The organism is Streptomyces sp. CG 926 (genome assembly GCF_003148825.1).
Lineage (GTDB): Bacteria > Actinomycetota > Actinomycetes > Streptomycetales > Streptomycetaceae > Streptomyces.
Window position 1 is genome coordinate 119,003 of record NZ_QGGZ01000013.1, and the last position, 23,306, is coordinate 142,308.

Sequence of the window (23,306 nt, forward strand, 5' to 3'; positions counted from 1 at the left end):
CTCGAAGCCGTTCGTGTTGGGCGAGGTCGACGATGGAGGGGGTGTCGACGCTGAGGTTGTTCAGCACGAAGGGTGGCGTGACGGAGGTTGCGCCGCGATTGGCCGATGAAGAGGCAGAAGTGCAGGCCCTCGTGGAGGGGGCCATGGAGGCCATGCTCGGGGTGTGGTTCCTCGCGACTGAGTACGTCACCGGCCCGGTGCATGGCGGGCGCATCGACTCGCTGGGGCTCGATGAGAACGGCGCCCCGGTGATCGTCGAGTACAAACGTGCGACTGACCCAGGGGTCATCAACCAGGGCCTGTTCTACATGGCGTGGCTGGTGGACCACCGGACCGAGTTCCAGGCGCTGGTGCGTGAGCGTCTCGGAGTGACCGTGGCCTCGCAGGTGCTGTGGAGCGCGCCTCGGTTGATCTGCATCGCCGGTGACTTCACCCGCTACGACCTTCAAGCGGTGCGTGAGCACCGCCGGTCGATCGACCTGGTCCGCTATCGCCTCTTCGGAGAACACCACATCACGCTTGAGACGGTTGCCGCTTCGGTCGTTGCCCGGGCCCAAGTGCCCATGCGTCTTGGCCGCGTCGGTGCCGCCGGTACGCTGCTGGCCCAGCGAGTGTCCGAGGCAATCGAGCACCTGGTGTCGGCGGTGGATGAGCTGCTCTTGGGGTTGGGGAAGGACGTCAAGAAGGTCAGACGCCAGCAGTACGACGCCTACCAGCGGCTGCGAAACTTTGCCTGCGTGACACCACGGCAGGACAAGCTCCTCGTGTACCTCAAGGCCGCCCCGGCAGCCGTCGACATCGTGCCGGGCTTTTCCAGGGACGTGACCGGACTGGGGCACCACGGCACCGGCGACCTTGAGGTCCAGCTGCGCTCTGAGGGGGACGTCGAGCGAGCGGTGGAGCTGTTCCGGCTGTCCTATATGGCGGCGTAGGGGTCGTTGACGGGACGTCGAAGTCGTCCGGGTTAGCGGAACGGGGCGTTCACGAGTGCGCGGCCGAACCACGCCAATGCCTCCCGCCCGAAGCGAGAATCAGTACACCGCAACAGCACGCACGATCCTCAATTTGGGGTGCCTCGCATGCGGGCCCGCCTACCTGACGGCGACAGTGGGTTCGATCTGCAAGGTCGTGCGGGTGGTGCCGTAGGAGCTGGCCAGCTGATGCTCCAGATCCCGCAACACCGCGTGCTCGCCGATGGTGAGGATGTGGGCCGACAGCACCGTCTCGCCTGGGCTGACATGCCACATGTGCAGGTGGCGGACCCGGCTCACGCCGGGCCAGGACGCCAGCAGGGTTTCTTGGTGTCCGGGCCGGTGCTGCGGAAGCCGAGGTCGTGCAGGCGCGAGCCATGAGGGGTCTTTCGGTTGGGGTGGGTTGGTCATCGGCCGGGCCGGGCCGGGGTACGCGCGGCGGGGCCGGCTGGTGCGGTCGGGTTGCGGACGGATGGGATACGCGATGCCGTGGACTGAGGAACGAGGGCCCCTTCGACGGGGTCGCTGGTGGCCAGGTACCAGCGGGCCCGGGTGGATGACAGGGCGGCCAGTGCCCGCCGGCTGCCAGTGGCCAGTTGGTGGACGGAGGTTGCCGGGTCTGCGGTGAGCGCTTCGATGCGGGCCGCGACGGAAGCGGCCTGGCTGAGGAGGGCGCGCTGGAGGATTTTCTGGCCCCAGTACTCGGGCGCCCCGGCGGGGTGGGAGACCAGGTCGAGGAACTCGGCAGGACCGAAACCCTTGTGGAGAAGGCCGCGCTGCTGGGCTTCCCACAGCAGGGTGATGGGGTCCACCGGTGCGCCCCGACGGACGAGTTGGGTCAGGCAGGCGAACAGAGCAGCGTACGAGGGGACCGTGAAGTCGCCCTCGTGCAGCCACCGGATCCGGGAGAGCCTCTCCGGGTGGGCGGTGGCTGTGGCGAGCAGCATCTGCTCCTCGTCCTCGGCCTCCACGGACGTCTTCGCTACCGGTTCGGGAGCAGGAGGGGTCCGGGGAAGGGGGACATGAGCGCGGCAAGGTGGTCACGGCCGGTGGCCAGCGGCTCCCCGCCGTGCCACACGACCTCGAATGCCGGATCGTGAGCTGCCCACGGGTTGACGGACGTGGCCACAGCCTCGGCAACCGTCACGGGCATCAAGTGGTTCATCTTGCGGAACGGCAAGTAGCAGTACGTGCAGTCCATGGGCAGGCACTTCGTGGTCGGCTGCATGATCACAGACCGAGGCCTGGCCGCGAGCCGTAATGCACTCTGCATCGTGCTCCTCTCGATCGGGTTCGGACTGTATGTCCCGCCCGGATAGTGGTGCTGTTGCAGGCACCGGGCGGAGCGTCGGTGGGGTCAGCGGGGGTCGGCTTGGCGCAGGGCCTGGTGGTCGGCGACGACCCATTCGACGCCGCCACCCTCGGGGCGCAGGAAGACGGCTTCAGGGATGAAGCGCCGGGTCTTGGGGTCTTCCCAGTCGCCGATGAACTGGACGATCCCCTCGCGGTCTTCGGCGGGGTCCAGTACGCGGGCGCCCTCGTAGAGCCAGGAGGGCCGGCTGCTCATGCCGCACCGTCCGTGCCGGCCGATTTCCTGAATCGCTCCATGCCGCGCTCGGCGCGGACCCTCAGGGAGGGACTGGGGTCCGGATTGCCGAAGGGGTCGTCCCACGGGGCGTATTCGGGCCCGTGCTGCATCGTGCCGCCGGGGGCCCTGCGGGGGAGCGGAACGGGGGCGTCCTCCGTGGGCACGAGGGTGTCGAGCGAGGCGTTCCAGCCGTCTTCGCCCCCGCCCTCGGGACACAGGCGGTAGACCGTGGTGCCGGTGTCCCCCGGGTACGTCTATGACCACACCTGTGCGGGAGGTTGCGGTGTCGTACGCGAGGTCGCCGCGCAGCGGCCAGCGGGGATCAGGGTCGTCCGCCTGCCGTCGTACGCGGTCATGGTCAGTGCGACGCGTGGAGGTCATGTAGCGGAACGTATGCGCCCCGCTACGGAGCAATATGAATCCGTGGAATGTCCCCAGGTCAGTCCAGCGAAAATCGTCCGGTCATGCCGCGCAGCCGCTGGCGCGTAGCAGCCCGCTCCGCGTAGATGATCTTCCGCAGCGTCGCGCGTGCGACAGGGTGATTGCGGACCAGTTGGGGAGCGATACGTTCCGCGGTCTCCAGTTCGGTCAGGGCCTGGTCGCGGTTGCCGTCCCACAGCCACGCGCGGGCAAGGTCCATGTGGTGGTGACCGAGCCTGGAGTTCGGCAGAACCGCGATGTGCGCGGGGTCCGCCTCGCGGTTGAGCCGGAGGGCCTTCGTCTGGTCACTCATCTCCAAGGCAGCGCTGACGCCATGGATGACGACGTTGCCGAGGCTGAACGTGACCGAGTGTCGGTCGTGGATCTCGGGCCCGACGTAGGAGTTGACCCGCTCGCCCGCCGTACGGGCGAGCGCGAGCCGCTCATCGGACCCAGCGGCGTTCCCGCTGCGCGCGGACGAGATCGCGGCACGCAGGTGCAGGGCGCCCCACATACGCAGGGCGAGAGGGGCGCCGGCCTCGTACTCGGCTTCGATGCCGGCGAGGGCCTTGTCCCCGAGGGCGAGGGCGTCGTCCCAGTCGGCCGACGCCCACGTGTCCCACATGCGCATCCACAGCGCCATCGCCGGCATCACAGGGTCACCTGAGAGCTGCGCGGACCAGGTGGCCCGTTCACAGGCCATGGCAACCAGCTCGGGATGTCCGAGGGCATGGGCCGCGGTGTGCGCGAACTTGCAGGCCACCGCATAGATCGCGAACGCCTCTTCGCGTTCGTGGCCGACGGATGCCTCAGCGAGGGCTCGGGCCTCGCGCAGCATGTCCGGCAGCTCCTTCAATACGGCGGCGTTCGCCGCAGCGTCGCGCAGGCGGCGCAGGCGCTTCATGTCGTGCCACAGCACCTCAGACGGCCTAGGCGTGCCGTCAAAGACGGGGGCCAGGTCGTAGCGGCGCAGCTCCCGGATGATGGAGGCTGCGGAGACCTGCCACTTGGTCTCGGCTCCTCCGCCTGAGTACGGACGCTCGATCAAGGTGTTCGGATGGCAGTGGAGCGCGGCGGCCACGGCGTTGATCAGCCCGGCCCGGTCCAGCTCGATCCGGCCCTTCTCCAGCTTGGACACCCAACCCTGAGACCGTCCGAGCGCGGCGGCAAGGTCGGCCTGAGTGATCCCGACCGAGAGCCGCTGCCGCCGGACCCGCTGTCCGATCCGCTCTTGCTCCTCGATGTACCCGCTCACATCCACCACCCCGATCTGCGAACGCTTCTGACGCGAAGGTACCGCTGGGGCGAGCCGGACGGTGGGCCTTGGCCAAGGGATCTCAAGATGCAGAAGCCCTTCGCGACGAGTCGGTGGCTCGCCCTGGGTCGATGTCAGCGGGGGCTTCTATGCTGGTTAGACGGGGTGCGGGGAGATGTCTGGGGGGACGTCATGCCTGAATGGCTGCTCGCTGTGCTGATTCCGACCGGTCTGCTCGGAGTGGGTGTCTGCACGTTCCTGATCTGGGCTGCGCTGGGTACCGACATGCCGGTGGAACACCACTCCTCAATGCCCAGCAGCTGGAAGGGGCCAGAGGGCGGTGGCTGAGGACAGCACGCGGGTCGCTCCCCGCGATCAGGCAGCCCGCGGGAGGGCCCTACCCAGATTGGCTGCCGGAAGGGGGCCTCTGCCGGGCCCAGCTGTGTCCGGGCCTTTGGCGCCGGGGCAAGCCTGCTGCCCTGCCTCTGTAGCTCCGTACTCTGCACCCACACCGTCAGACCTGAAGCTCGGCCACCAGACGCTCGGCCTCTTTCCTGGCCGGCGCCAGCAACGGATCCCCTTCGTACGCGTGCGCCCCGACGATCTTCGACAGGAAGAACAGGGACATCAGCCGCCCATCCCTGCTCTCCAAGTCCACCCGCCGCTCTTGGTGGACGCGGTCCGCGAGCGCCGGGACGGCCAGCGCGTTGCCCCACAGGGTTGCGGCGTTCAAGCCCCGGGGCGCCATGCCCCAGTCCTCCCAGTCAATGATGGAGAACTCCGGGCCCATCACGTTGGCCCAGGTCAGATCCGCATGAGCCGGCGCCCACTGCTCGATCTGCGTATCGGCGATGCCGGGGAAGACCTCCCCGAGGGTCTGCGTCACCTCCTCTTGCGTGATCGTCACTGTGTCCGGTGTCGCGATCCGCGGTGTCTGCTGTGCGGCCAGGGCGTCCAGCGAGGAGGTCAGCGCTTCCCACCACGCATCCGGCAGGCCCGGGTCTGCGAGCACCAGGGCACCCTTGCCGACAGGCGGCGACGCAATCAGCTCCAGCTCATCTGCGCGCCACATCACCGGCTCGCCCGGCTCGCGCCACGCCACGCCACGCCCTGGTACCACTCAGGCATCGCGATCCCTTGCAGCACCGCGGCGGCCTCGGTCCCGTTCCAGCCCTGCGCGCCGATCCGCTCGAACCCCCGCCGCTCGATGCGCACCCATGTACCCCGCTCCGTACGACCGCCCAAGGAACGGCGCTTGCGTACCAGAGTCTGCCGATCCAATTTCACACGCAGAGCCGCTTCCGCGCGCTCCAGCACATCTTCCACCGGCTGACGGCGCAGATCCACCTGGGCAGCAACGGGCAGGGAACCAGGCATCACGACCTCCTTGGCGAACAGATGACCGTAGCAGAAGGAGGCCTACTGGAACGATCCGTCCGTCAACACAAGGTGCATCAACCTCACTGCCGTCGCTGATCGTTGGAAGTGGGCGGCCGGAGGACCAGATCACGCGCCAGTGGGTCCATCGTCGTGGACGGCCGGAAGACGTCGCGGCCCTGATGGCGTTCTCGTAGGCCTTTCCCCCTCGTTCATCACTGCTGGCGTCGAAGCAGGTTGTATAGGCGTCACCGGCGGCTTTGTTGCTGGTCAGGAGTACGGCGCCGGGCGCGGCCAGAATGGAGGGGATGGCCAGCGAGGTGGTCTTCCCGGAGCGCGGTGCCATGATCGCTGCCGCGACGTCCTCGTAGCCCATGCGGACCTCGGTGCGGCTTCCCTGCAGGTTGTCGAGGCGGGTCGCCTTGTGATGGCCGGAGGGAGAGCGTAAGGACTGGGTGTCATTCACAGAGCACGGTCTGGCTCGCCCTCAACCAGGGCCGTCCGGCCCCTCTAGGGCAGCCCCGCTGAAGGCTCCAGTGCTCCCTGGGTCTGGAGGCGGCGCGCCTCGACCTGGCCGGCTGAGGCCGACAGTCGCGGATCAGGGCGCCGTAAGAAGGGCGTCAAGGAGGTGAGCTTGCTCGATTTATGTGCAGTTGCCATGTCTATGATCACGAGAAGTTCAAGGGGAGGGCACAGGACATGTCGGGGGAGTTCGACAGCGAGTGGGGCGCGTTACGCGACCACGCTGACGGTCGGCAAGTGGACATGCGGTTGAACGGCACAGGTGCGTCGGCAGGACCACTGGCGCCGGGGGGATCGGGGACCTTCGGGTCCACCCCGGCCGAGAAGACGGCGGCGGCGAACACGATCGAGACCGAGCTGCAGCCGAACACCAAGACGGCCACGGAGCATGCGGACGAGGCGACCAACGCCGCGGTGAAGGGCTTCGAGGACTGGGACACCGCCCCCGGCCTGAAGAAGGTCGCGGACACCTGGGACAAGCAGGCCAAGGTACTGATGGGCCGCCTCGGGTCCGAGAAGAGCGCCCTGCGGGGCGCCTCGGGTCTGTTCGTGCGCAACGACATCGGCCTGGGTGACCAGTTCCGACCGATCGGCGCCCGGTCGAAGCTCAACGGGCTCTAGGGGGAAGCGGTGCTGACGTACCACGAAGTCATGACCACGGACCTCGGCCTACTGACGACGGCGGCAGGCAAGTGGGATTCGATGGCCGGTGAACTGAAGAAGGTCGAGACCCGCTACGGCGACAGCGTCCAGAAGATCACCATGGGCGAGAGCTGGACCGGTATCAGTGTCGGTGTGGCCCATACGAGCTTCGCGGCCACCCGCTACGAGTACTCCGCTGCCCAGATCCAGGCCAAGGCGGTCGCCGGCCTGCTGCGCGACGCGCACGGCCAGTTCACCGACCTCAAGAAGAGGGTCGAGAGTGCACGAGACGATGCGATAAAGGCCGGCATGACCGTCTCGGAGCAGGGGAACGTCGCCTACGACTACGCGAAGCTCACCGCACAGGAACGCAGCGCGATCCACCACGACCCGGATGGTGAGACCACCATCCATACTGCCGTGGCCAAGTGGCAGCAGCACATCGACGACTGTGTGAAGGCGGTCTCCGAAGCCGACCAGGGTGTGAAGATCGCCCTGGATGCGGTGGTCGTGGACAGCAATAAGGACGCCCTGGGCAAGGGAGACGACGAGACCCTCGACGGCTTCAACGCCGGAGCGCAGGGCGACATCGAGGTCTACGAGGCCCGCAACGCCGAGGACATCGCCACCCGTATCAACAGCGGTGAGAAGGTCTCGGAAGCCGACTATGCGGAGCTGAGTCGTTCCTTCCGCGACAACGCCTCACGGCCGGAGTTCACCCAGACCTTCCTGAACGGGATGGGCGCGCAGAACACGCTCACGTTCACCAACAAGCTCAACGACCACGCGTACGGCGACGACAAGGGCAACAAGCAGCGCTACCTGGACCTGCAGAAGGGCTTGGCCAACTCGCTGTCGAACGCGATGCAGGACCCGAAGTCCGACTTCTACAAGAACTTCCGCACGCAGTTGGACAAGGCCGGGCTGGAGAGCTACGACCTCAGGCAGATCGGCGACTCGCCCAACGCCATCAGCCGGGACCACGGTCAGAAGGTCCGCGGCTACCAGAGCCTGGTCACCCTCATGCGGAACGGGGACGGCTACTCCTCCCCGTTCCTCCACGACCTGGCCTCGGACATCCGCCGGGCCGAGGACAAGAAGCAGGGGGGTGACCCCGACGTCTGGGACCTCAACGGCGACTTCAGCGGGAACAACAAGGGCTGGTTCGCCCACGACCCCCTCGACGGAGTCCTCGGCATCATGTCGAAGAACCCCGAAGCCTCCACCTCCTACTTCGACCCCGGCCCCGACGGAAGGAACGACAACCTCCGATACCTGCTCAAGGACCGGGACTGGAAGTTCGACGACACCCCCGTCTGGCAGGGCAACTTCGAGACCAGCCGAGACCTCGAGTCCGAGGGCAAGGACGCCCGCACCGGGCTCGGCCTGGCACTGGAAGCCTCCACCACGGGCAGGGAACCGGGCGCGGCGTCCGCACACTACGGCCACCACTCCGAGGCCGAGGCCCGCGTCATGCAGCAGACCATCTCCGTCCTGGACGCCGACGGCAAGGGCGACACGAACGCGGACAACCTCAAGGCCCCCCTGGGCCGGGCCCTGGCCGACTACACCGCCGACACCCACGCCATCCTGAGCGGCACCTCGCCCGGCAGCCCCATCGGCCAGGACGGCATCACCGCCCACGGTGAGGACTCCAGCATCACCAACGGCAAGCACAGCCTGCTGCGGGTCATGCGCGGTGTCGCCGACGGCGAGGTCGGAACGGGACCCACCGGCCAGCCGATCACCGCCTACGACGTGATGTACGAATCGGAGCGCCGCTACTCCGCCGAGTACCTCACCCACGCGAAGCCCGCCGGACCGGGCGAGGTCGGCAACGTCGTCGGCGACTGGGACAACCGCGCCCGCCACGTCGGTGAGGTCTTCGGAGCGATGAACGCGATCGGCTCCGACATCACCCTCGACGACCGCGACACCAAGATCGGCACCATGAACGACGCCGCCCGGTACGGCTACCACGGCTTCGGCGGGCTCATCACTCAGTTCCCGATCATCGGCGACCCGGCACAGCGCTTGATCGATGCCGCCACCTACGAATGGTCGAAGGACGTCGCGGCGGAGCACGAGGCCATGGCGCTCAAGAAGGAGAGCCAGGACGCCGCAGCCGGCGTGGGCGCGACGAACTCCTTGATCGACTCTTTTGCGACGGGGCAGGGAGCCAACGGATCCGTGGCCCACGAACACGCCAAGGGCGAGGCCAAGCAGAGTTACATCACCGGACGCGAGGACGCCTACTCCGCCCTCCGCACAAGGAAGTAGAGCGCCGTGACCACATCCCCGCAGCGGACAGTCCGATCTCCGCGCAAGACGGCCGTCGTCGCCGCAGCCGTCGCAACCGTGGCCCTGCTGGGCGGTCTGCACCTGTGGCTGAACACCAACACGTTCGGCGACTCCGCCCTCTGCGGGGGTGTGGTGTCGGCCCACGACGCCGAGGCCGTACTCACCGGCGCGGGCAGGATCACCAGCCGTCCGGGGGCGCTGAGCGGGGCGGACGACGGCAGGACCCGGTTCGACTGCGTCATCGAGCGCAGCGCGGCCGCGCAGCCGGGATCCGGCAGGCAGAGGCTCTTCGTCCGTGGAACGAGCGAACGCGGTGACTTCGCCTTCACCGGCGGCAACTGGCCCGACGCCTCGACGGCGTCGTTCTTCCCGGGCGGAGGCGTCGCCCCCGGCCGCGCCTGGGTCCAGCTCCCGGCCGGCTGTACGGCCGACGAGGCGGGTCTGGTGTGGGGAAACACTGAGGAGACGGCGAACTCCGAGAAGCTGGTCGGCCTGCTCACCAGCACCGCGAACCGGATCAGCACCCGGGCCGGCTGCACCCCGCCCGCCCCGCTGTCGGCCCCTGACCGCATCGCCCCGCCGGCGGCGCAGCGCCCGGCCACCGCGGGCAGCGTGTGCGCCCTGCCCGGCTTCACACTCCCAGCGGTTGCGAGGGAAACCGTCCAGGACTCCGGTGCCACCTGGAGCTGCGGAACCGCAACAGCGGAGGGCCCGAAGCAGGCCTACGCCACCTTCTCCGCGACCCGGGACCCCGCCGTCATCTCAGCCATACGCAAGTCCAAGGGGTTCAACGGGCAGGGCTTCGACGCCACCCACACCCTCTCCGACTGTTCAGGCAAGCCCACGTACTTCGCCATGGAGACCGGCTCCCGATACACCGAATCCCTCGGCGCCGGCGCACCCGATCCCCAGGACCTGTTCACCGCCTTCACCAAGGCGGCCGCAGCCAAATTCAGCTGCGCCAACGCGTAGCGGCCCGCGGACCCAGCGGATGGCGCGCGACCTCACGGAAACCATCGGCGGCAGCCTGGCTCCCACCGCCGTCGAGCCCGGGTTCGCAGTGACGCTCATGCATCCAGTGGCAGCACCCGGGCGAGATCAGTGACCGGCCTGGCCACGGCGGAGTGGGTCAGTGCAGGCCGGAGACCTTGAAGACCGCGTGGGCCGTCTCGTGGTCGATGCGCTGCGCCAGCTGTCGCATGGCGGTCGTGCCGCGTCGCAGGGTGCCTTGCCGGATCGATGAGCGGCAGTCCGCATCGAGAAGGCGCCACATCGCCGGATTGCGGGCCAGGACCGTCGGGTCGATCTCGACCCGGCTTCCCTGCGAATCCCGGAGGGTCATCCGCTGGGCCACGCCGTCGGACCAATGGACCGAGACGAGGGAGTCGGTACGGACCGTGTGCGTCGTCAGCAACCCTCGGGCGCTCAACAGTCCCGGGCGTACGGAGACTCGGTGCGGCAGCAGGATTGCGAAGAGAAGGCAGGCCAAGCCGGCCCAGAGGAGACCGCGCGTCACATCGAGCCTGCCCGAACCGGCATCCACGGCGAACAGGGCAGTGAACAGAACGGACGCGACACCGATCGCCGAGCGCATTTCGCCGGCCCAGTGGATGTCGTGTGCGCAGGGTCCAGGAGGCTGCGCCTCGGCGCCGTGTGCGTCGGGCGCGGCATGTGCGAAGCGTTGTCCCATGAGAGCGACGTTAGGGCTGGTAGAAGCCTTGTGGTCGGACCTTGACGCACCGCTGATGTGAGCGCTACGTCATCTTGATGGGTTCCCGCCGGGTGGGAGCCCATCGACTTCACGGGCCCGATGGGCTGGCCCAGGGTGACGGCCGCGAGTAGTCGTACGGCGGCGGGCTCAGCGGCGCGGGGGCGGGCGCGGGCTTGAACGGGCCGGCCCGGTTCGCCATGAGAATCATCATCGTCCCGACGAAAAGCAGGGTGATGACGATGAGGGCGAGCCCGACGGGGTTGCGGGGGTTGTAGTAGTAGCGGTTCGTACCCCACTTGCTCCGTCTGAAGACCGGTTCGTTGTCGCGTTGCACAGGTGGTGTCCTCAGTAGAAGGTTCTCGGTGTCCCGCATTGCCTCAGCGGGATGCCGGCCGGTTCGTGTGGAGGTGAGGAGGACATGTCGGTCAGGGCCGCCCTGCGGCCGCATCGGTGGCGACGGGCAGGGACAGGACCATGGTCAGGCCTCCGCCGGGGGTGTCCTCGGGTGTGAGCGTGCCGTCCATCGCCTCGGTGAGTCCTCTGGCCAGGGCCAGGCCCAGGCCGAGGCCCGCGGTGTTGTCCCGGTCGCCGAGCCGCTGGAAGGCCTCGAAGGCTCGCTCGCGGTCCACGGCTGCGATCCCGGGGCCCCGGTCGGCGATCCTGACCTCGACCCGGTCGGCCAGGGCGCTGGCCGTCACCAGCACCGGTCGGTCGGCAGGGGCATGGCGGACAGCGTTGCCGACCAGGTTCGCCAGCACGCGTTCGAGCAGAGGCGGATCGACCCGCAGCGCCGGTACCGCCTCCAGATTCTGTACGTCTACGACTGTGCCGCCGGTGGACGGCAGCTCCAGCGACTCCAGGGCGGCCGGCAGGACTTCCTCCAGTGCGGTGGCCCGCAGTTCGAGGGTGAGGGCGCCGGCTTGCAGGCGGCTGAGGTCGAGCAGGTTCTCCACCAGGCGGTTCAGCCGGTTCAGGGACGTCTCGGCGGATTCGAGCAGCTCCGCCCGGTCCTCCTCGGAGAAGTCGACGTCCGGAGCGCGCAGCGAGCTGACCGAGGCCAGCGCCCCCGCCAAGGGGGTCCGCAGGTCGTGGCTGACGGCGCGGAGCAGGGCGGTGCGCAGGCGGTCGGCGGCCTTGATGGGTTCGACTTCGGCAACTGCCTCGGCCAGGCGGGCCCGCTCGACCGCGGCGCCGACGTGCGCGGCGAAGGCGGCCAGGACGCGACGTTCGGAGGACGGCAGCGCACGCCCGCGCAGGACGAGGAAGGCCCCGGATCCGGCCGCGACCACCAAGGCGGGGTCAGCCTCCGTCCGCGTGCGACGTCCACCGTCCGTTGCCGCTCCCGTCCCCGGGGGCTCCGACGTCAGATCGACGGTGTCCATGCCGAAGGTCTCCCGGGTGCGTTCCAGCAGCGCCGGTATCGCCTGGTCACCGCGGACGATGCTGCCGGCCAGTGCGGACATGGTCTCCGCCTCGGCAGTGGCCCGGGCGGCGCGGCGGGACAGCCGCAGGGACCGGTCCGCCGCGGCGGCCACGGTGGCGGCGACGACGGCGAACACCACCAGCGCCAGCACGCTGTCCGGGTCGCTCATGGTGAACTCGCCTATGGGCGGCATGAACCAGTAGTTGAGGAGCAGCGCGGCGGTCAGCGCCGCGATGAGGGCGGAGGCCACTCCGCCGATGCAGGCCACTCCGACCACGGTCACCAGGAAGAGCAGTGCTTCGCTGGTGAGGTTGAACGTGCCGCGTATCCGGTCGAGGGCGAGGGTGAGCAGCACCGGGAGCACCACGCCGGCCACGGGCCCGGCGATGAGCCGGGAGGTGGGGAGGGTGCGGCGGCGGGACGGCAGCAGCCGGCCGTGTCCCGCCCGCTCGTGCGTGACCATGTGGACGTCGATGTCCTCGGACAGCGCCACCACGGTCTCGCCGATTCCCCGGCCGGTGAGGAAACGTTCCAGCCTGCGGCGCCGACTCGTACCGAGGACCAGCTGCGTCGCGTTCTCCGCTGTGGCGAAGTCCACCAGCGCAGTGGGGATTTCGTCGCCGACGACGGAGTGGTAACTGCCGCCCAAGTCCTCGACGAGGGCCCGCTGCGCGGCGAGCGCCGCGTGTGACACCCCGGCGGCGAGACCGTCGCTGCGCGCGATGTGCACGGCGAGCAGCTCGCCGCCGGCGGACCTGCCGGCGATGCGGGCGGCGCGGCGGATCAGGGTCTCGCCCTCGGGGCCGCCCGTGAGCGCCACCACCACCCGCTCCCGGGTCTCCCAGACATCCCCGATGCCGTGCTCGATGCGGTATTTGTGGAGGGCCTCGTCCACCTGCCCGGCCAGCCACAGCAGCGCCAGTTCCCGCAACGCGATGAGATTGCCGGGACGGAAGTAGTTGGCGAGGGAGGCGTCGATCCGTTCCGGGGGGTAGATGTTGCCGTGCGCCATTCGGCGCCGAAGTCCCTCGGGGGGTATGTCGACCAGCTCGATCTCGTCAGCGCGGCGCACGAACTCATCGGGCACCGTCTCGCGCTGCGGCACTCCGGTGATCTTCCCGACGACGTCGCTCAGCGACTCCAGATGCTGGATGTTGAGCGTGGTGACGACGTCGATCCCCGCGGCCAGGATGTCCTCGACGTCCTGCCAGCGCTTCAGGTGCAGGCTGCCGCCCGGGACGTTGGTGTGGGCGAGTTCGTCGATCAGCACCAGCTGCGGACGCCTGGACAACAGTGCCTCGCGGTCCAACTCTCCGTACGTGCCGCCCCGGTAGTCGTGCTCGGCCAGGGGGAGGACCTCCAGGCCGTGGAGCTTCGCCTCGGTGTGCCGACGCCGGTGGCACTCCACGAAACCGGCCACCACGTCCGCGCCACGGGCGGCCCGGCGGTGCGCCTCGTCGAGCATCCGGTAGGTCTTGCCGACGCCGGGAGCCGCGCCCAGGAAGACCTTGAGCCTCCCGGGCCGCAGGACCGGCTCGGTCACCGGTTGCAGCCCTGTCTCATCCGTGGTCGTCACGTTCAGAACTTCTCGGGGAAGAGGTACGCCAGGATCAGGTAACCGATCAAGCAGACCGCAATGATGATGCCGACAATGTTCTCCGTGCTCAACCGCACCCGACTCCTCCGCGCGTCTCCAACCTCACCAGCGAACAGCAGCGAAGCCGTGGTGGAAACGCCCCTGATGCACTCCTAACGGCTCCGGGGTGGGACTTTGACGGTGCATTGACGGCCGTTGCATCGATAGGGTGAAGGTGGTGTGCCGGGAAGCCTGGTCGGCGTCGTGTGACCGCATGGTCCGCGTCGACTCGGGTGGGGGCGGAATGCGCAGCGTCGGTACGGTCTTGTTCCTCGTGGTTCTGGCCACGCTCGTGGCCACGGGTGCCCGCCGCTGGCGCATCCCGGCGCCCTCACTGCTCGTCGTCGCCGGCCTCGTCGTCGCGCTGGTGCCCGGCACTCCGGAGATCCGGGTCAGCCCCGAAGTCATCGGGCTCGTCGTATTGCCACCCCTGCTGTATGCCAGCGCGGAGGAACTGTCGTGGCGCGAACTGCGCCTGGTGTGGAAGCCGGTCAGCGTACTTGCCGTCGGCCTGGTCCTGGCCTCGGCGGCTGCGGTGGGGGTGGTCGCATCGTTGGTCACCCCGCTGACATGGCAGATGGCCCTGGTCCTGGGAGCCATCCTCGCGAGTACGGACCCGGTGGCGGTGACCGCGCTCGGCCGACGGCTCGCCCTGCCGCCTCGCGTTCAAGTCCTCGTGCAGGCCGAAAGCCTCTTCAACGACGCCACTTCGCTCGTGCTCTTCCGCGTGGCGGTCGTCGTCGCCGCAGCCTCCGCCGGGGTGTCCTGGCAAGCGGCGGGAAGCGAATTCGCACTGCTCGCCGGGGGCGGCACCCTCATCGGAGGCTCCGTCGCGGGCGTGGTGGCGCTGATCCGCCGCAGGACCGAGGACCCCGTGCTGGAGACCGTCATCGCCCTGGTGACCCCGTACGCCGCGTACGTGCTGGCGGAGGCGGTGCACGCGTCGGGAGTCACCTCCGTCGTCGTGGCGGGCGTCGTGCTCGGAGGCCGGGCCGACCGCTTGACCAACGCACGCATACGGATACAGCTCCACGCCGTCAACGGCACCGTGGTCTTCCTGTTGGAGAGCGTCGTCTTCAGCCTGATCGGGCTCACGCTGCCCGGACAGATCGCCGCACTGACCGCCGCCGACGGACCCTGGCCGCTGTACGTTCTGGCGGTCGCCGCGACCCTGATCACCGTGCGCCTGCTCTGGGTTCTGCCGCTCTCGGCCGTCGTCCAGCGCAATGCGGGCGCACGCCGGTCCTGGCGCATCCCGGCCGTGCTGACGTGGGCGGGCACACGCGGTGTGGTCCCCCTGGCCGCCGCCCTGTCCATCCCGGTCGCCGCGGACGACGGAAGCCTCCTGGAGCAGCGGCCACTCGTACTCGTACTGACGACATCAGTAGTGGTGGTCACCCTCGTCGCCCAAGGCTTCACGCTGGCGGGTGTGGTACGCCGCTCCGGCATCGCCCTTGAACCGGACCACACCGAACGCGAGGAGGCCTCCGCCCGGTGTGCCCTCGCGGCCGCCGGTATCCGGCGACTGGACGAGATGTCCGACCTTGAAGCGGTGCCGGACGTCGTGGCGGACCGGCTGCGGCGCAGTCTGCAGGCCCGCCTCGAACATGCCCGCGACCGTCTGGAGGAAGCCGACCCGGCCGGGTCCGCGGACCACGTCTACCGCCTGCTGCGCCGCGACCTCATCTGCGTCGAGGCGGCCGAACTCCAGCGGCTCTACGAAGAGCACCACATCAGCGACACCACCCGCCGGAGCCTGCAGCGCTCCCTGGACCTGGAGGAGACACGGTTGGACCTGGCGAGATGAGTCGGCGGTCGTCCAATCTCAGGCCGGACGATGTCGAGCGTGGCGCCGGGGAGGGCCGCTGAGTACCCCGCATGCGACGGGTCCGGTGGGCCCTCGGCGATGACACCTGGCTCATGCCGGAACCGAGGTCGCCGGGACATCGCGGGCCAGGGCCCGGCCGGTGGCGTGGTGGACGTATTCACGGGTCAACCGGAAACCGGCTGTCCAGGCCAGCAGCCGGCTGGGCCGGTTGTCGCGTGAGCAGCACCAGCTGGCGGTGTGTCCGCGTGCCTGGATGTCGGCCTTCAGCCCGGCGACACAGGCCAGTGCCAGGCGTTCGCGGCGGCGATCGGGCACGGTGACGACCGCGATGTCCTCGTACGCGCTGCCGAGGAAGTAGGTGCAGGCGACGGAGAGGACCCGGCCCTTGGCCAGAGCGGCCCAGCCGTGACCGGAGGCCGCGAGCCCGGCGGGTCCGCCCCAACTGGCATGGAGCCACGCGTTCTCGGAGTGCAGGTCGGCCAGTGCCGGTCCGTCCGCGGGTGTCAGCCGCCGCACTGTCACGCCGCGCGGCGTCCGGGGGAGGGACACAGGTGCCTGGGGCTGGTGGACGTACATCATCCGTTCCCAGGGGACGACGCGTTCGAAGGCGGAGCCGAGGGCCGGCCAGAACCGTGCCGGCGTTTCGACGTACTGGTCCGCGAACCGGGCCAGGGCGTCGGGCGCAAGCTCGCCGGGGTCGCCGCGCAGCAGTACGTGGTCCGCGCAGGTGACGGCGAGGACCCGGGGCCGGTCGGGGCGGTCGGCCCACCAGCGGCCGGTGCCCGTGTTCAGTACGTGCTCGGCGAGGGCGCCGGGACCGGGGGAACCGCGGGGAAACCAACGGCTCAGGGCGGGGAGCTGCTGCGGGCCGATCTCGATCACGAATAGCCTCCAGGTGGTGAACGGATTCTCGGGCCGTGGGAGCGGTGCGTTCCAAGGCAGGAAGACGCACCGTTCCTGCCTGTGGCTCGCCCTTCAGATGTGGTGGCCGACGAGTTTGCTCAGGCGCCTGACCGTGCGCTCTTCGGCGGCGCAGACGGCTGGGGCCACGCGCCCGGCCGGCGTACGACTGGGCCGCAGTGCGGTTTCGCGGCTGTCGTGGCTGACCGAGACAGCGGGGAGCGGAGCGGAAGCGGCCGCCCGCTTTACGGGCGGGGGCGGGCGGCCGCGGATCGGGCGGTGCGTCAGCGCACCGGCGGGTGAGCAGCGTGCGAGGCCGGGTGCACCGTATGCGGTGGCCGGTCGTCATGGCGCAGACCGCTGTTCACATCAGTCATCCAACAGCCGCCCGAGGCAGGGCTCAAGACGGTCTACGCGTCCTTGACGCAGCTCTGATACCGCCCATGCAAGACATCATCGGCGCGTCAACAAGTACCGGCTCGCCGTAAGAGGGTCGTCAACGTGGCGCATCGGCTCCCGGTGGCGATCGCAGACTGAACGCCAGGGGGCCTGCGGACGGCCGTCGCCGTCGGCCGGAAGGCCGACTGGCCGGCGCGGAACTCACAGGACATACGACAGGAAGGCGGCGCGCCGATGACCCGGGTGCTGGTCGTGGACGACGAACCGCAGCTTGCGCGGTTGCTGGTGATCAACTTGAAGGCGCGGAAGTATGACGTCGACTGCGCGCAGGACGGGGGCACGGCCCTGGATGCCGTGGCGGGCTGCCGCCCGGACGTGGTCCTGCTGGACCTTGGGCTGCCGGACATGGACGGGATCGAGGTGATCAGGCGGCTGCGCGTGTGGTCGCAGGTACCCGTCGTGGTGGTCTCTGCCCGGCATGGCTCCAAGGAGAAGATCGAAGCCCTGGACGCCGGGGCCGACGATTACATCACCAAGCCCTTCAGCATGGACGAACTGTTGGCCCGGCTGAAGGCGGTCGCTCGCCGCACGCTGACACAAGGCTCGGATGCCAAGGACGGAGAGGTCATCGAGACGGAGGAGTTCACCGTCGACCTGCTCGCGAAGAAGGCCAGGCGCAGAGGGAGGAGCATCAGGCTCACCCCGACTGAATGGCACCTGCTGGAGGTCCTCATCCGCAACCGGGGCCGGCTCGTGAGCCAACGGAGTCTGCTCCAGGAGGTGTGGGGCTCCTCCTACGGTACGCAGACCAACTACCTACGGGTGTACATGGCTCACCTCCGGCGGAAGCTGGAAGCCGACCCTTCGCGTCCACGCCATCTGATCACCGCCCCCGGCATGGGCTACCGCTTCGAGGTGTGAAGGGGGCGAAGCGGACGGTGGCGTGTCAAGGCCGCGTCCATTCCGGGTCCCCCATGTGAATGCCGTCGACGTCCCTGGCGAGTCGTGTCGAGCCTTTCCGGGCGCGTCGCGTCATACGCCCAGTTGAGCGCGAATGAGGGTGTCGAGTCGCTGCCATGCCGGGGACGAAGCGTTGACCGAGCCCTGAATGAGGGCGGGGACCTCGGATGCCATATCCAGCCCGGGTAGTTCGTCCGGGCCGTAGCGTCTCCGCGTCGCCCCGGCGATCCGGCGGGCGAGATCATCGATCCGGGGGTCGTCGGCGTCGAGGTCGTGCGCGTGGTCGTAGTCGAGGTGGAGCTGCCGTAGGGCCGGATCGGCGAGGGTCTCGGCTTGGTCGTGAAACAGAGTGAACGCGCGGTCAGGGTGAGTGGCGAACACGAGGATCCACAGATCGCGCTGCAGGGTCACCCATCGAGGGGTGAAACCCCAGTCGGCCAAGCGCTCCAGATGCGCGCCCACCTCGTCGGGCAGCGGCGCAAGATCCCCGGCGGCGAGCCGGCGCAGACGCTCTTGCGTCGCCCGAAGACCGCGGATGCGGACGGTGAGCTCGCCGTCGATCTCGTGCAGTGCCTGCTGGAGCTCCTCGCTGCTTGCTGACCGCAGGGCCCGGATCCGGGCCAGCGGGACGCCGGCTTCGGCGAGCGTCCGGATCTTGATCAGGTCGATGACGTCGTCCGCACCGTAGCGCCGATAGCCGGAACCATCGCGCTCGGGCTCGGGGAGCAGACCCTTGTCGTGATAGACACGGATGGTTTTGACGGACACCCCCACGTACCCGGCCAGCTGTCCGATGGTGATCACCTGGCTATCGTCGCACTTGACCCTTCCCCTGGGGCAGGGCTGCAGCATGGCGTCATGACGAATATGAATTTCGACAGGGAGACCCTGCGAGATCTGGCCGATGAGGGCAACGAGACCGCTCTGGACCGGCTGGCCGATATCGCCGACGCGGCGGACGACCTCGAGGAGCTGAGCGAGCTGTTGGACGAGGGCTGCATGCACGCCGGGTTCCTGCTCGCTCGACGCGCGGTCGCGACCGGCGATCTACGCAGCCTGCAACGGATCTCCGATGCCGGGTATGACGAAGCCGGGAACGAGTTGGACCGACTGCTGAAGGCGCCGGCCGAGGGGCAGGGGGATGGAGCATCCGACCCCGTGTGACGTAGTGGCGCGCCCGGCTACCGCCACGCCCGTCATCCCGCGGGATGCCAGGGTCCGGGCAAGCAACTGGGGCGGCCCCTCGGAGGGCCGCCCCAGGGGGTGGGCTGACGGCTAGCAGTTGGGCTTGCTGCCGTGGTTGGAGCCCTTCTTGCGGCGGGCCCTCTTCTTGCGTGCGCGCTTGGACATGTCAGTGGATCCCTTCAGGCGGTGTGGCCGACGAGGAGGTCGGCGAGTTTGTTGAGGCGCTTGACGGTGCGGTCCTCGGTGGCGGCGGGAGCCGGGGCGACGCGCTCGGAGCGGTCGTAGTAGGCGCCGTTGACGATCTCGGTGGCCGGGTCGCAGAGCCGTACGACGTGCTGCGCGCCCTCCGCTGCGGGGGCACCCTCGTGCCCGTACAGCGGGAGGAGGCCGGTCTCGCACACGCCGGGGTCGACGGAGACGGCGGTAACGCGCGGATCGGCGGCGAAGACGGTCAGCGCGAGCTGGGACTGGGCGTACGCGGCGAGGCGGGAGTAGCGTCGCACGCGCTGCGGGTCGTTCCACTGGATGGCGCCGGAGCGGTGGAGCGCGGAGGAGACGTTGACGACGCGCCCGCCGAGGTCGCTGGTGAGGGCGGGCTCCAGGAGGTTGGTGAGGAGGTAGTGGGCCAGGAAGTTGACCTGGAAGGAGATCTCGTTGCCGTCGGCTGTCAGGGTGTGGCGTTCAGGCGCCGCGATGGCCGCGTTGTTGACGAGTACGTCCAGGCGAGGGTGGTCGCGGACGACGGTGTGGGCCAGGCTCTCGACCTGCTCCAGGTGGACGAAGTCGGCGGCGATCGGTCGGAGACGGGCGCCGGCCAGACCTGTGGTGGCGATGAGCCGGTCGGTGGCGGCCTGGGCCTCCTCGGGCGTACGGCCGTGCAGGAGGACGGTGGCGCCGTGCTCGGCGAGCTGGCGCGCGGTCTCGTAGCCGATGCCGGAGGTGGCTCCGGTGACGAGGACGGTGCGGCCGGACAGAGATGAAGACATGGCGGATTCCTGAAAACAGGCATGGCTGACGTGCCCGGCGTCCCGGCGCGGGGCAGGGGCGTGAGCTCAGGTCATGCGGTGGAGGTGAGGATGCGCACGGAGCCGCGGGCAGCGCCCTTCAGGGGCTGGTGGCAGGTACGCGGGAGGACGCGCGGCCGAAGTCAGAGGGCCGGGCGGACAGCGGGCGCCGTCGGCAGCACCTGATTCGGTGGCCGATCTTCGTAGCGCGGACCGCTGTTCATGGCGCCATCCCAGCGCATCGGGGATGCGGAGGCAAGTGCCCGGTGGGCTCCTTGACGGCCTTCTGATGCCCCTCCATCAGGACCGCGTCAAAGATCGACTTCCATGCGGAAGGAACCCGTCAAGGCGTGGTGCCGGAGCCATCGGCCGGGCGCAGACTGGTGTGGCGACGGAGCCGGACGACGGACCGGCGGCATGCGGCCATCGGGCGGTGACCTGAACACCCCTCGAATCCGCGCATGGTCCCACCGTGGGGGTACGGACTTGTGCGACCGCGTGCCGGTCACCCGTCGCACAACACATGAGCCGTCCGGCTTTCCGGTGTGGGGATACCGGGGCCGGACGGCTCGCGTGCTTCGGCCGTCATCCCGTACTCGGCGGGCCGAGTGGTGGTGCCGATCACTTTGATGTCATGTGACGGCAGACGTCGGAAGCTCCGGCGACACCGGAGGGCCGTCGCCCGCTATCGGGAGTGTGATGACCATGGTGAGGCCGCCGCCCGGGGTGTCCTCGGCCGTGAGGGTGCCTCTGATGGCTTCGGTGAAGCCGCGGGCGACCGCGAGGCCGAGGCCGACGCCGGCTCCGCGCGGGGCGTCGCCGTGGCGCTGGAAGGGTTCGAAGATGCGGTCCTTGGCTTCGTCCGGAACTCCGGGTCCGCGGTCGACGACCCGGAGCTCGACGCGGCTTCCCAGGGCGCTCGCGGAGACGATGACGGGCTGCCCGTGGGGGCTGTATTTGACGGCGTTCTCGACGATGTTGGCCACGGCCCGTTCCAGCAGGCCGCGGTCGACGGCGATCATCGGGAGCGTCTCGGGGATGTCGAGTTCGACGCTGTCCTCCGGTACGCCGCCCAGGGCCATCGGCACGACCTCGTCGAGGTCGGTCTCACGGATGAGCGGGACGACGGTGCCGGTGTTGAGACGGGACATGTCCAGCAGGTTCCCGATCAGGGCGGCGAGGCGGTCCGCGCCGTCCTCGATGCCTTCGAGCAGGTCGGCCTTGTCCTCCTCGGACCATTCGACGTCGTCGGAGCGCAGGGAGGTGACGGAGGCCTTGATGCCGGCGAGCGGGGTGCGCAGGTCGTGGCTTACGGCTGCGAGCAGCGCCGTACGGATGCGGTTGGCCTCGGCGAGTTCACGTGACTTCTCCGCCTCGTCGACGAGGCGCTGGCGATCGAGCACGACGGCTGCCTGAGCGGCGAACGCGCCGAGGACACGGCGGTCCTCGGCGGGCAGCACCCGGCCGGTCAGCGCGAGCGCCATGTTGTCGCCGATGGGCAGGTCCACGTCGGCCTCCTCGGGGCGGGCGACCGTGCCGGTGCCGACGGCTGCCGCCGTAGTCCAGGGGTCGACGTCGCTCGTGCGCTCCAGGAGGACCACCGACTGCATCGCGAAAGTCTCGCGCAGCCGCTCCAGGAGGGCGTCGAGGGAGTTCTCGCCGCGCAGGACGCTGCCGGCGAGGAAGGAGAGGATCTCGGATTCGGCGCGCAGGCGGGCGGCCTGGTGGGTGCGCCGCGCGGCGAGGTCGACCACGGAGGCCACCGACACGGCCACGCCGACGAAGATCGCGATGGCGACGATGTTCTTCGGGTCCGAGATCGTGAACTCGTGCAGCGGCGGGGTGAAGTAGTAGTTCAGCAGCAGGGATCCGAACGCCGCCGACGCGAGCGCGGGCAGCAGCCCGCCCAGCAGCGCCGCCGCCACGGTGAACGTGAGGAAGAGCAGCATGTCGTTCGCGAGCCCGAGCTCCGGAACGAATTGGCTCAGCAGCACGGAGAGCAGAGCGGGGCCGGCGATGCCGGTGAGCCAGCCCCAGATGATGCGGGCCCGGCCGAGCCGCGCGCCACGGGCGACGGGAAGGCCGCGGCCCTTGGCCGCCTCGTCGTGGGTGACGATGTGGACGTCGAGGTCCGGGCCGGACTCGCGGGCGACGGTGGCACTGACCCCGGGCCGGAAGACCGACTGCCAGGAGCGCCGACGGCTGACGCCCAGCACGATCTGCGTGGCATTGCACCCGCGGGCGAACTCCAGCAGGGAGTCGGAGATGTCGTCGCCTATGACGTGGTGGAAGGTGCCGCCGAGGTCCTCGACCAGGGTGCGCTGGACGGCGAGTTCCTTGGGTGAGGCGGAGGTGAGGCCGTCGCTGGCGGCGATGTAGACGGCGAGGACCTCGCCGCCTGCCCCCTTCTCGGCGAGGCGGGCGGCGCGGCGGATGAGCGTACGGCCCTCGGGGCCGCCGGTGATGCCGACCACGATCCGTTCGCGGGCCTGCCAGGTCGAGCGGATGTTGTGCTCGCCCCGGTACTCCTGGAGGTACTCGTCGACCCGGTCGGCCACCCACAGCAGCGCGAGCTCGCGCAGCGCGGTGAGGTTGCCCGGCCGGAAGTAGTTCGACAGGGCTGCGTCGACCTTGTCGGGCTTGTAGACGTTGCCGTGGGCCATGCGTCGCCGCAGGGCCTGCGGGGACATGTCGACCAGCTCGATCTGGTCGGCTCGGCGCGCGACCTCGTCGGGGACGGTCTCGCGCTGCCGGACCCCGGTGATCGTCTCCACGACATCGCCCAAGGATTCGAGGTGCTGGATGTTGACGGTCGAGACGACGTCGATGCCGGCCTGGAGGAGTTCCTCGACGTCCTGCCAGCGCTTGGCGTTGCGTGAGCCCGGCACGTTGGTGTGCGCGAGCTCGTCGACGAGGGCGACGGCCGGGCGCCGCGCGAGGATCGCGTCCACGTCCATCTCGGTGAAGGCCGAGCCCCGGTACTCGATCTCGCGCCGCTCGACGAGTTCGAGGCCGTGGAGCATCACCTCGGTCCGCGGCCGGCTGTGGTGCTCGACGAAGCCGACGACGCAGTCGGTGCCCCGCTCGACCCGGCGGTGCGCCTCGGAGAGCATTGCGTACGTCTTGCCGACGCCTGGTGCCGCACCGAGGTAGATGCGGAGCTTGCCGCGTCCCATGTTTCAGA

General features: G+C 69.3%; 21 protein-coding genes and 2 pseudogenes. 7 read left to right on the plus strand and 16 right to left on the minus strand.

What is annotated here, in order from left to right:
• The first annotated feature begins 32 nt into the window (after positions 1–32).
• Entirely contained in the window at positions 33–932 is a 900-nt protein-coding gene (locus tag BCL76_RS30790; protein ID WP_109782634.1) for a DUF5655 domain-containing protein, read from the plus strand.
• Positions 933–1,091: 159 nt separating this feature from the next.
• On the opposite strand, the gene BCL76_RS40630 is transcribed toward BCL76_RS30790, so the two are convergent.
• The 7 genes and pseudogenes from BCL76_RS40630 to BCL76_RS40060 all read right to left on the minus strand — a co-directional run.
• Positions 1,092–1,382 (minus strand): cation transporter dimerization domain-containing protein, encoded by a 291-nt coding sequence (locus BCL76_RS40630; protein ID WP_441350756.1) that lies wholly within the window; start codon positions 1,380–1,382, stop codon positions 1,092–1,094.
• Positions 1,379–1,942, minus strand: a complete 564-nt coding sequence (locus BCL76_RS30800) for a DnaB-like helicase N-terminal domain-containing protein (RefSeq protein WP_109782636.1) — start codon at positions 1,940–1,942, stop codon at positions 1,379–1,381. The genes BCL76_RS40630 and BCL76_RS30800 overlap by 4 nt, the downstream gene beginning before the upstream one ends.
• An 11-nt stretch (positions 1,943–1,953) precedes the next feature.
• Positions 1,954–2,199 carry a hypothetical protein gene (locus BCL76_RS30805; RefSeq protein WP_146228452.1) on the minus strand — a complete coding sequence of 82 codons (246 nt, stop codon included), beginning with the start codon at positions 2,197–2,199 and terminating at the stop codon, positions 1,954–1,956.
• A 129-nt stretch (positions 2,200–2,328) separates the two neighbouring features.
• Positions 2,329–2,538, minus strand: a complete 210-nt coding sequence (locus tag BCL76_RS30810) for a hypothetical protein (protein ID WP_109782638.1) — start codon at positions 2,536–2,538, stop codon at positions 2,329–2,331.
• A 460-nt stretch (positions 2,539–2,998) separates the two neighbouring features.
• Positions 2,999–4,234 (minus strand): helix-turn-helix domain-containing protein, encoded by a 1,236-nt coding sequence (locus tag BCL76_RS30815; RefSeq protein WP_109782639.1) that lies wholly within the window; start codon positions 4,232–4,234, stop codon positions 2,999–3,001.
• A gap of 514 nt (positions 4,235–4,748) precedes the next feature.
• Positions 4,749–5,611 (minus strand): annotated as a pseudogene (locus BCL76_RS30820) (hypothetical protein).
• 223 nt (positions 5,612–5,834) lie between these two features.
• A pseudogene (locus tag BCL76_RS40060) lies at positions 5,835–6,023 on the minus strand (hypothetical protein); the annotation flags it as partial.
• Between the two features lie 353 nt (positions 6,024–6,376).
• Between BCL76_RS40060 and BCL76_RS30830 the strand changes: the two are divergent.
• From BCL76_RS30830 to BCL76_RS30840, 3 genes are read left to right on the plus strand one after another with little or no spacing between them, the layout of a single operon-like run.
• Complete coding sequence (locus BCL76_RS30830; protein WP_258309996.1) at positions 6,377–6,754, plus strand: hypothetical protein; 378 nt, start codon at positions 6,377–6,379, stop codon at positions 6,752–6,754.
• Positions 6,755–6,784: 30 nt separating this feature from the next.
• Positions 6,785–9,055 (plus strand): DUF6571 family protein, encoded by a 2,271-nt coding sequence (locus BCL76_RS30835; protein ID WP_109782743.1) that lies wholly within the window; start codon positions 6,785–6,787, stop codon positions 9,053–9,055.
• A 6-nt stretch (positions 9,056–9,061) separates the two neighbouring features.
• Positions 9,062–10,048, plus strand: coding sequence for a hypothetical protein (locus tag BCL76_RS30840; RefSeq protein WP_109782641.1), 987 nt, complete (start codon positions 9,062–9,064; stop codon positions 10,046–10,048).
• A 157-nt stretch (positions 10,049–10,205) separates the two neighbouring features.
• On the opposite strand, the gene BCL76_RS30845 is transcribed toward BCL76_RS30840, so the two are convergent.
• The 4 genes from BCL76_RS30845 to kdpF all read right to left on the minus strand — a co-directional run bounded on the left by BCL76_RS30845 (position 10,206) and on the right by kdpF (position 13,878).
• The gene (locus BCL76_RS30845; protein WP_258309989.1) at positions 10,206–10,670 is read right to left on the minus strand and encodes a hypothetical protein; all 465 of its coding nucleotides are present in this window, start codon (positions 10,668–10,670) and stop codon (positions 10,206–10,208) included.
• Between the two features lie 205 nt (positions 10,671–10,875).
• On the minus strand, positions 10,876–11,121 hold the full coding sequence (locus BCL76_RS30850) for a hypothetical protein (protein WP_109782643.1): 246 nt from the start codon (positions 11,119–11,121) through the stop codon (positions 10,876–10,878).
• Between the two features lie 91 nt (positions 11,122–11,212).
• Positions 11,213–13,792 (minus strand): sensor histidine kinase, encoded by a 2,580-nt coding sequence (locus BCL76_RS30855; protein WP_375137985.1) that lies wholly within the window; start codon positions 13,790–13,792, stop codon positions 11,213–11,215.
• Positions 13,789–13,878, minus strand: coding sequence for a K(+)-transporting ATPase subunit F (gene kdpF, locus BCL76_RS30860; RefSeq protein WP_109782744.1), 90 nt, complete (start codon positions 13,876–13,878; stop codon positions 13,789–13,791). The genes BCL76_RS30855 and kdpF overlap by 4 nt, the downstream gene beginning before the upstream one ends.
• A 212-nt stretch (positions 13,879–14,090) precedes the next feature.
• Between kdpF and BCL76_RS30865 the strand changes: the two genes are divergently transcribed.
• On the plus strand, positions 14,091–15,653 hold the full coding sequence (locus tag BCL76_RS30865) for a Na+/H+ antiporter (RefSeq protein WP_109782745.1): 1,563 nt from the start codon (positions 14,091–14,093) through the stop codon (positions 15,651–15,653).
• 111 nt (positions 15,654–15,764) lie between these two features.
• Here BCL76_RS30865 and BCL76_RS30870 read toward each other — a convergent pair whose 3' ends face one another.
• Positions 15,765–16,556 (minus strand): GNAT family N-acetyltransferase, encoded by a 792-nt coding sequence (locus BCL76_RS30870; RefSeq protein ID WP_109782645.1) that lies wholly within the window; start codon positions 16,554–16,556, stop codon positions 15,765–15,767.
• A gap of 651 nt (positions 16,557–17,207) precedes the next feature.
• Here BCL76_RS30870 and BCL76_RS30875 point away from each other — a divergent pair.
• Positions 17,208–17,894: a response regulator gene (locus BCL76_RS30875; RefSeq protein WP_109782646.1), complete on the plus strand. Its 687-nt coding sequence runs from the start codon at positions 17,208–17,210 to the stop codon at positions 17,892–17,894.
• Positions 17,895–18,005: 111 nt separating this feature from the next.
• Here BCL76_RS30875 and BCL76_RS30880 read toward each other — a convergent pair whose 3' ends face one another.
• A complete protein-coding gene (locus BCL76_RS30880) occupies positions 18,006–18,737 on the minus strand; it encodes a MerR family transcriptional regulator (protein WP_109782746.1) in 732 nt (243 codons plus the stop codon).
• Between the two features lie 54 nt (positions 18,738–18,791).
• Between BCL76_RS30880 and BCL76_RS30885 the strand changes: the two genes are divergently transcribed.
• Positions 18,792–19,097, plus strand: a complete 306-nt coding sequence (locus BCL76_RS30885; RefSeq protein ID WP_181382795.1) for a hypothetical protein — start codon at positions 18,792–18,794, stop codon at positions 19,095–19,097.
• A 111-nt stretch (positions 19,098–19,208) separates the two neighbouring features.
• Here the strand turns inward: BCL76_RS30885 and BCL76_RS40550 are convergent, their stop codons facing one another.
• From BCL76_RS40550 to BCL76_RS30895, 3 genes are all read right to left on the minus strand, one after another.
• Positions 19,209–19,283: a 50S ribosomal protein bL37 gene (locus tag BCL76_RS40550; RefSeq protein WP_371681089.1), complete on the minus strand. Its 75-nt coding sequence runs from the start codon at positions 19,281–19,283 to the stop codon at positions 19,209–19,211.
• Between the two features lie 14 nt (positions 19,284–19,297).
• The gene (locus BCL76_RS30890; RefSeq protein ID WP_109782648.1) at positions 19,298–20,104 is read right to left on the minus strand and encodes an SDR family NAD(P)-dependent oxidoreductase; all 807 of its coding nucleotides are present in this window, start codon (positions 20,102–20,104) and stop codon (positions 19,298–19,300) included.
• Between the two features lie 650 nt (positions 20,105–20,754).
• Positions 20,755–23,298 (minus strand): sensor histidine kinase, encoded by a 2,544-nt coding sequence (locus BCL76_RS30895; RefSeq protein ID WP_109782649.1) that lies wholly within the window; start codon positions 23,296–23,298, stop codon positions 20,755–20,757.
• Positions 23,299–23,306: the final 8 nt, after the last annotated feature.